The 7,598-nt window shown below is 62.3% G+C and carries 8 protein-coding genes; 4 read left to right on the top strand and 4 right to left on the bottom strand.

Annotation, left to right across the window (positions count from 1 at the left end):
• Positions 1-451: 451 nt before the first annotated feature.
• The gene (locus tag AWB80_RS42295; RefSeq protein WP_061180545.1) at positions 452-766 is read right to left on the bottom strand and encodes a DUF4148 domain-containing protein; all 315 of its coding nucleotides are present in this window, start codon (positions 764-766) and stop codon (positions 452-454) included.
• Between the two features lie 380 nt (positions 767-1,146).
• On the opposite strand from AWB80_RS42295, the gene AWB80_RS42290 reads away from it, so the two are divergent.
• A complete protein-coding gene (locus AWB80_RS42290) occupies positions 1,147-1,473 on the top strand; it encodes a DUF4148 domain-containing protein (RefSeq protein ID WP_061180544.1) in 327 nt (108 codons plus the stop codon).
• A 143-nt stretch (positions 1,474-1,616) separates the two neighbouring features.
• Here the strand turns inward: AWB80_RS42290 and AWB80_RS42285 are convergent, their stop codons facing one another.
• Together AWB80_RS42285 and AWB80_RS42280 are read right to left on the bottom strand one after the other, a co-directional pair.
• On the bottom strand, positions 1,617-2,732 hold the full coding sequence (locus AWB80_RS42285; protein WP_061180546.1) for a hypothetical protein: 1,116 nt from the start codon (positions 2,730-2,732) through the stop codon (positions 1,617-1,619).
• Positions 2,733-2,908: 176 nt separating this feature from the next.
• Positions 2,909-3,115, bottom strand: a complete 207-nt coding sequence (locus AWB80_RS42280; RefSeq protein ID WP_061180543.1) for a hypothetical protein — start codon at positions 3,113-3,115, stop codon at positions 2,909-2,911.
• Between the two features lie 267 nt (positions 3,116-3,382).
• Between AWB80_RS42280 and AWB80_RS42275 the strand changes: the two genes are divergently transcribed.
• Positions 3,383-4,429 (top strand): DUF2235 domain-containing protein, encoded by a 1,047-nt coding sequence (locus AWB80_RS42275; protein WP_061180542.1) that lies wholly within the window; start codon positions 3,383-3,385, stop codon positions 4,427-4,429.
• A gap of 207 nt (positions 4,430-4,636) precedes the next feature.
• On the top strand, positions 4,637-6,196 hold the full coding sequence (locus AWB80_RS42270) for a hypothetical protein (RefSeq protein WP_061180541.1): 1,560 nt from the start codon (positions 4,637-4,639) through the stop codon (positions 6,194-6,196).
• Here the strand turns inward: AWB80_RS42270 and AWB80_RS42265 are convergent.
• Positions 6,185-6,505, bottom strand: coding sequence for a hypothetical protein (locus AWB80_RS42265; RefSeq protein ID WP_061180540.1), 321 nt, complete (start codon positions 6,503-6,505; stop codon positions 6,185-6,187). The genes AWB80_RS42270 and AWB80_RS42265 overlap by 12 nt on opposite strands.
• Positions 6,506-6,667: 162 nt before the next feature.
• Between AWB80_RS42265 and AWB80_RS42260 the strand changes: the two genes are divergently transcribed.
• Entirely contained in the window at positions 6,668-7,426 is a 759-nt protein-coding gene (locus AWB80_RS42260) for an SDR family NAD(P)-dependent oxidoreductase (protein ID WP_061180539.1), read from the top strand.
• Positions 7,427-7,598 lie beyond the last annotated feature (172 nt).

Below are 7,598 nucleotides of genomic sequence, written 5' to 3'. Positions count from 1 at the left end.
CCAGTCCTGCGGCTCGATCTTGCCGTCGGCTTGCATGATCGCGTCGAAACGGGTCTGGTCCGGCGAAGCGGCTGAGGTGGCTGCGTCGCTTGACTGCGTGGGGCTCGGGAGGTCGAGGGATTGGGTGTACATGCGGGGCTCCGCCGTTTTTTTGAGATGCGATGGAGCGAGTATAACTATTAACCGACCGTCCGGTTGATTAATTTTAATTGCAGCTATTTCAGACTGAATAGCATCGCGTTAACCCGATATTTGCTGCTGCATCATTCCATAAGAAAGACGCAAAAAAGCCCAGCCGTAAACGGACTGGGCAAAACCACCGGTTTTCCGGCGGCGGAGGTTCCATCAACATTCGCGCACACCGCGTCCGGCGTGCATTTCGAGTTTTGTATGCAATCGACCAGGACGCGTCACATCACGCGAGTCGGTTGCCGCACGGCTCTGGACCGATTCACTGGCCGAAGAACACGCCCTGCGGATCGACACGCTTGCTCGCGCGGCCCGATTGCGACGCCGCACTTGTCGACGAACCGTATCCTTCGGCCTGCGCCTGAGCGAGGCGCACGTCATCGGCGCGCGCTTCGGCTGCCCGCAGTTTCGCCGGGTATGACGCGTCTTCCGCGACGGGCGAGTAGCCGACTTTCTCGAGTTGAACGAGTTCGGCGCGAACTTCGGCACGGCTCACCGGTGCGCTCGATTGCGCAAACGACGCAAGCGGTGCAGACAGCACAGCGGCTGCGATCACTACTTTGACCCACGATGTCATGATGGACTCTCCCTGTTTCGATAGACCCGGCTCGCTTTACGAATTCAGGCATGCCGAGCGGACGATCGAAGTCTAAGTGCACCGCAGCAAATGATCATTCGCCGCAATCAGGAAGCATCTTTACGAAATCGGTAAAAGAATGGCGTGCATGCCGGCGCTTGGGGCGCGCAACGCAGCATGGCCAGCGCAATCCGCGCTGAACGGACGTTCCCCGCGCCCCGCACCTGCAACGAAACGCGATTCCGATTATTCCCATCTCAACAATGATCATTCAACGGAAACGAGAATGATCTTCGGAGAACTCGTCTTTACACTCCGTTCACCAGCTGCTTAACACGAAACCGGCAGCAAGAACAGACATCCGAATCGGAGGTAACACCATGAAGACGCTCATTTCCGCAGTCGCCGTCGCCGCTGCTCTCGCCGTTCCCGCCCTTTCCTTCGCGCAGCAATCCGACGCGCCGCTCACACGCGCTCAGGTTCGCTCCGAACTGGTTCAGCTCGAAAAGGCCGGCTACAACCCGAACATCAGCGACCCGTCCTATCCGTCGAACATTCAGGCAGCGCAAGCTCGTGTGAGCGCGCAGACGCTCGCGCAAGCGCCGGTGCAATCGAGCGACTATGGTTCGGTCGCCAATGGCTCGTCGCAATCGGGCCGCACGACCGGTGTGCAACCGCGCGCGCTCGGCGCCTACTTCGGTCAGTAAGCGATCGACGTCGGCTGAATCGCGAAGGGGCGACATCGCAGGATGTCGCCCCTTCGCGTTTTGCATGCGTTATGCATCATGCACGATGGCATTTTGCATTCCGCATGCTCGATTGCGGCGAGACGATCGCGCCGCCGCCCGACCTAGTTCGCCGGAATCGTGACGACCGGCGACTTCGCCGTATCCGTGACTTCCGCAAGCGCCATCAGGTTCTGCACGACCGTGAACGCATACTTCGAATCGAAATCGCTGCGAGCGATCCAGTAGTTGGCTTTGTCGTACAGCACGCTCACGTAGGCATCCTGAGGAGCCTTCTCGCCCACCTTCACGATGATCGTCGGCCGCGTCTCTCCGCCGATCAACCCGATGCCCTGCTTGGTCGCACCACTCCCCACCTGCTCGTCAGGCACGGCGATCTGCGCGCCCAGATCGGTGAGAATGCCGAGCACCGAGCGCGTGACCATCGGGATGCGGTCCTGATTCGACGATTGCCCGTAGACGATCTCGTAGGTTTTCATCTTCGGTGAGAGATGCAGCAGCTTTCTCACGAGCGCGAGATCCTCGACGACTTCCTTGTTGTTGCCGCTGCGCGTCGCGCCGAGCGTGATGAAGACACCGCCCTTGTCGGCGCTGTTGCCACCACTGCCCTTGTCCTTCTTGCCGGCCTTGTCGTCATCGGTATTACGCGATTCGATATTCAGCTCACCCGCCAGTTGCAGTCTGCGCAGCGCCCGCAGCAGCAGGAAGAATTCAGGCGAACCCGACGCGTTCGGTCCACCCAGCGCGTTGCCGTTCTGAAGCCCGCTAACCGATTGCGCGGTGATGCGCAAAAGCAAGTCGATCGGAATGCCGCTTTCCGCAAGCGGCATCACGAGCGTGGGCGAAAGCGGCCTGATATAAGCGCTCGCGTACGCGTCGCCGGTGGTCGGCGTGAACGTGAAGGTCGGATGATTGGAGTAGGAGACGCTGCCCGTCGCTTGCGCGTAGTTCGGCTGTGCGCCGGAGCCGGCGTTCAAGACGACGCCGCCCGTGGTGTCGAACGTATAGGCGGCGATGATGCTGCTCACGGTGAGAAACGAGGGCGCGTCCGCGAAACGCAATCCGACGATCGCGGCGAGAATTTCACGTTTCTTCGCATCGCCGAGCGCGCGGGCGTAATCGACCTGATCGGCTTTCAGGCGGCTCGGGCCGATGCCCACGCAGCCTGCAGCGAGAAAGGAGACGGAGAGAATGGCGAGCGATAAGGCTTTCCTTGTCATGAGCGTTTGATCGAGGGTGAAAAGGAGGATCGTCGGCGCGCGGCCGCGGAGCACCCGGGCAACGGCCGCAAATTTCATACCTTTGGGTGCAAACGATCTCATCCGGCGCGTTGCACGCCGGTTTTTCGAAAGCTTCGCGGCTCAACGTGTTGCGTCAGGCCGCTCGCAAAACGCGATCACGAAGCGCCGTGCTGCGTGTCCTGCTGAGCCTGCGTCTGCCGCGCAGGCGCCTCGGCGATATTGCGTGCTGCTTCCTTGTGCTGTGCAACCAGCGCATCGAGGCGGTCCTGCGCGAAGCGCGGGCCCTCGTCGCGTGCGAAAGCCGGTGCGGCGAGCGTTGCCGCCGTGAAGACGATGATCGTGGCGAAAGGCGTTCTTCTCATGATTCACCCCGCGATATTGGACGCGGCACCCCCAGCGCGGCCGCACGACTAGCATCGCACATCGGCGTCCGGACTGCGCGGCGCGCGCTCGCGTCTGCCTGCTCGCATCCCTCGTCTTTCCGCCAAAATCCAGCATGCCCGCGCATACAACGCGTTTTGCACCGTTCGCGTGCTTGCGCACCGTTCACGGATTACCTATTCCTTACTTCGGGGCGTCATTTGTCATACCGGCGCCGACACGACTGGAACATCTCGGAGACCGCGCTCATGAATCTCGCCATCTTCTTCGACGGCACCTGGAACGAGCCCAACGATCGCACCAATGCGTATCTGCTCTACAAGCTCGCGCCCGAGACGGACCAGCAGGAAACTTTCTATGTGGCGGGCGTCGGCACGCAAGGCAATGGACTGTTTTCGCTCGCCAACAAATTTCTGGGCGGCGCATTCGGCGACGGCCTGAGCGAGAACATCAAGAATGGCTATGCCTGGCTGTGTCAGCGCTACAAGCCGGATGCGAAGATCTACATCTTCGGCTTCAGCCGCGGCGCGTATTCCGCGCGCAGCCTGGCCGGACTGATCCGCAAATGCGGGCTCGCGAACGACTGGAGTCCGCCTTCGATCGATCAGGCCTACGGCATCTATCGCGACAAGGACGTGGGGCCTTCGGATCAGGCGGTCGTCGATTTCCGCAAGCAGTTCACGCGCGAAGTCGATGTCGAGTTCATCGGCGTGTGGGATACGGTCGGCGATCTCGGCATCCCGCTCGACGGGCTGCCCGTTCCAGGCTTTTCGAGCTACTACAAGTTCCACGACACGACACTCTCGAACAGCACGAAGGCGGCTTATCACGCGATCGCGGCGAACGAGTTCCGCTCGCTCTACAAACCGACGCTGTGGACACCCGGCGCCGAAACGCGCGGCGGCGATCTGCCGCTCGAACAGCGCTGGTTCGCGGGCGCGCATGCGAACGTGGGCGGCGGCTATGTCACACCGCCGCGCACGCCCGAAGATCTGCTGCCTCTCATTCCCGCCGAATGGCTGCGCCAGAAGGCAGCGGAAAGGGGCCTCGAGATCGACGGTCCGATCAAGATTCCTCAGCAAGCGTTCCAGTCGCAGCCAATCGATTCGTATGCCGAATTCACCGCGCATCACCCGTTTCTGCAAGTGGTCTGCAAAAAGCAGCCGCGCGTGGCCGGCAAGGCGCTCAACGAAACGATCGACCAAAGCCTGCTCGCGCGCCTCGCAACGCCGGGTTTCATCGACATGTATCCGGCGCTCGTCGCTCAGTTGAAGGCGTTGCCGGTCGGAACATGAATTCAGGAATCCGCATCGCGTGATGATGTTGTGTGCGCATGCACGCACACGTCCTTGCAAAACGGCGCATAGAATTCGTCTACCAAACGTTTGCGATGCAAACGATCGCGGATAGCGGCAGATAAAAACCATCCGCGCGACGCGCACGATCCAGACCGATGTCCGCCCGCAGCCCCATGCTTCGCCCGGACTTGAAGGGAGACCGGCATGAGCACATCTTCGACGACGGACTTCGTCGAACACGGCGCGGCGGACGTCATGGACAACGACGACGGCAGCGACTTCAGCGACGGACAGCCCGGCCCGCGCGCGGAAGCGGACATCGCCAAATGCGAGGCGCTCATCTCGCACGCGGCCGAAACCGGCGCGCTCCTCGACAAAGCCGATGTCGACGCGGTGCGTGGCGCGCGCGCCGCCTTCGACCAGGGCATCTGGAGCCGCGCGATCGGCAGCGCATTCTATGGCGCGATGAGCCATATCGCGGCGTCGGTGCAATATCCGGGGCGACGCATCGTCGACGATCTCGATCACTGCCGCGACATGGTTTCGTACGGCGCGCAGAACGGCAAGCTGCTCGATGAGCGCGATATCGAAGCCATGTCGAAAGCGCGCGCCGCGCAGCAGGACCACACGTGGAATCCGGAGATCGAGAGCGCGTTCTACGCAGCGATGAGCCGCATCGCGCATGCGGTGACGCCGGTCGTCGCGGAAACGGCGGGCGACGAGGCGCGGCAAGGCGCGCGGCGCGCGATCCGCATCTACACGCATTCGGCCATCGCGCTGACGTTGCTGGTGGTGTCGCTGTCGTGCCTGCTGTTCGTCGCGAATCAGGTATCGACCGATATCGCGACTGTCGTCAAACAGAACGACGCGGCCGCGCTCACGCTGCACAACCAGTTGCAGGCGCACGCGGTCGCGATCGCCGAGGCCTCCGCGAAAAAGGATGCGGTCGCGTTGATCGCGCTGCAGAACTCGCAACCCGCGTTGCAGATCAAGGAAGAGTTGCAGAGCTTCGCGACCAATAACCGGCAGCTTTTCGCGGATGTGTCGCGCATCAGCGCGTTCACGACGAGCCTCGGTCTCGGCGCGATCCGCAGTCCGTACAAGGCGCCCTGCGACGCCGAAGAGAACGTGCTCAATTTCCAGGGCGCGTACCGCACGTCGCATTCGCCGAAGTACTACGGCGGCAAGGTGGCGAGCGGTGACTGGCAGTGCAATCCGGACGTCGCGCGCAAGGTGCTGGAAATCACGCTGCCGCTGCTCGCGAAACCCAATGCCGAACCGGGCGACACCAACCCGCCGACCGATCTCGATGCGGTCGCGCAAGGCTTTCAGAAGATCGCGGTGTATCAGGATATCCGCGCGATGGCGCTGTATGCGAACGACATCATTCTGTCGATCGTCGGCGCGGTGACGGGCTTTCTGTTGCCGGTGCTCTATGCGTGGCTCGGCGCGTGCGCCGCAATCCTGCGGCAGCTTTCCGCCGATTCGGCGGCCAATACCTTCCACCCCGAGCATTCGAAAGTGGCGAACCGCGCGCACGTGACGAGCGCGATCATCGTCGGCATTTCGATCGGTCTATTCAGCAAGCTGCTCGAAGGCGGCAAGGATGTATCGCCGCTCGCGATCGCGTTCGTTGCGGGTTATGCATCGGACAAGTTCTTCTATTTCGTCGACCGGCTCGTCGGCGCGATGTTTCCGCCCCGCTCCGATGCGCCGGCCCGCAGCACGCGCAACGCGCCCGCACGACCGCCTTCAGGGCCCTGATTCGTCGAGTTCGAACTCGATGCTCGGGTAGTCCTGCAGCCGGCCGCTCACTTCGGCTTCGCGCCCGCTCGTGAAAAGGCCGTCGAGATAATCGAACGACAATTCGCCGGCGAGCGCCTTCAGCGCCAGCTCCGCGCTGCGCTTCGGTTCGGTTTTGATATCGCCCGAATCCATGCAGGCGCAGAATTGCCCATTCTTCGAATCCATTCCGCCGATGTCGATCACTTTACCGTCGACATTCTGGGCGAGCACGCGCTGCTCCACCGCGAATAGCCTGAACGGGCTTTCCCTGCTCTCACGATTGGCCATGGTGCGATTCTCCGGTGAGTGGACCGATCAAAACGATGCAGCAAGGGCCGCGCCCGTCGGGTGTGCGCCGCAGCATCGACGCGCCTTTCCTGAGCGCGCTGCGCCGTCCTACAGTGAACCATCGGCCACGCAACGACAGGAGCAGTCACCGTGAACGGAACCATGAGCGGCAAAGTCGCCGTGATCACCGGCGCGAGCCGCGGACTCGGACGCAACGCCGCATTGAAGCTGGCGCTACAGGGCGCCGGCGTGATCGGCACCTACAACCGCAACGAGGCGGCCGCGCAGTCGCTCGTCGACGAAATCGCGAACGCGGGCGGCAAGGCGGCCATGCTCGCGCTCGATGTCGCGCGCTGCGAGACTTTCGCGGCCTTTGGAGACACACTCTGCAAGACGCTCGAAGACACCTTCGAGCGCGAGAATTTCGACTTTCTGGTGAACAACGCGGGCATCGGCATTCATGCGCTCTTCGCGGAGACGACGCCCGAGCAGTTCGACGAGCTCGTCAACATCCAGTTGAAAGGGCCGTTCTTTCTGACGCAGACGCTATTGCCCTATCTCCACGAGGAAGGCGCGATCCTCAATGTGTCGAGCGGCCTCACGCGCTTCGCGCTGCCGGGTTTCGCGGCGTATGCCGTGATGAAAGGCGGAATCGAGGTGTTCACGCGCTATCTGGCGAAGGAGCTCGGGCCGCACGGCATCACGGTGAACACCATCGCGCCGGGCGCGATCGAGACGGATTTCGGCGGCGGCGTCGTGCGCGACGATCACGATACGAACCGCTTCATCGCCGATAACACGGCGCTCGGGCGTGCGGGCGTGCCTGACGATATCGGCGGTGCGATCGTGGCGATGCTCTCGGAGGGCAATCGCTGGATGACGGCGCAGCGCGTCGAGGTATCGGGCGGGATGTTTATCTAAACCGGCGTTTCACGCCGCCCATGGACGAAAAAAAACCGGACGCCAGGGCGTCCGGTTTTCGTCTTGCCGTGCTGCAATGCGTCGCTTAGAAGCGGTGGATGATACCCACGCCCGCCGCGAACATGCTGCGCGATGCCGACGGCGCGCTCTGGAAGCCGTCGCCGATGGTCGC

It is taken from the genome of Caballeronia pedi (assembly GCF_001544915.2).
Taxonomy (GTDB): Bacteria; Pseudomonadota; Gammaproteobacteria; order Burkholderiales; family Burkholderiaceae; genus Caballeronia; species Caballeronia pedi.
This window is presented reverse-complemented; position numbering and strand designations above follow the sequence as displayed.

Excerpts from the sequence above, each read along its gene's own strand:
- AWB80_RS42295 (WP_061180545.1), bottom strand. The coding sequence starts at position 766 with ATGACATCGTGGGTCAAAGTAGTGATCGCAGCCGCTGTGCTGTCTGCA.
- AWB80_RS42290 (WP_061180544.1), top strand. The coding sequence starts at position 1,147 with ATGAAGACGCTCATTTCCGCAGTCGCCGTCGCCGCTGCTCTCGCCGTT.
- AWB80_RS42285 (WP_061180546.1), bottom strand. The coding sequence starts at position 2,732 with ATGACAAGGAAAGCCTTATCGCTCGCCATTCTCTCCGTCTCCTTTCTC.
- AWB80_RS42280 (WP_061180543.1), bottom strand. The coding sequence starts at position 3,115 with ATGAGAAGAACGCCTTTCGCCACGATCATCGTCTTCACGGCGGCAACG.
- AWB80_RS42275 (WP_061180542.1), top strand. The coding sequence starts at position 3,383 with ATGAATCTCGCCATCTTCTTCGACGGCACCTGGAACGAGCCCAACGAT.
- AWB80_RS42270 (WP_061180541.1), top strand. The coding sequence starts at position 4,637 with ATGAGCACATCTTCGACGACGGACTTCGTCGAACACGGCGCGGCGGAC.
- AWB80_RS42265 (WP_061180540.1), bottom strand. The coding sequence starts at position 6,505 with ATGGCCAATCGTGAGAGCAGGGAAAGCCCGTTCAGGCTATTCGCGGTG.
- AWB80_RS42260 (WP_061180539.1), top strand. The coding sequence starts at position 6,668 with ATGAGCGGCAAAGTCGCCGTGATCACCGGCGCGAGCCGCGGACTCGGA.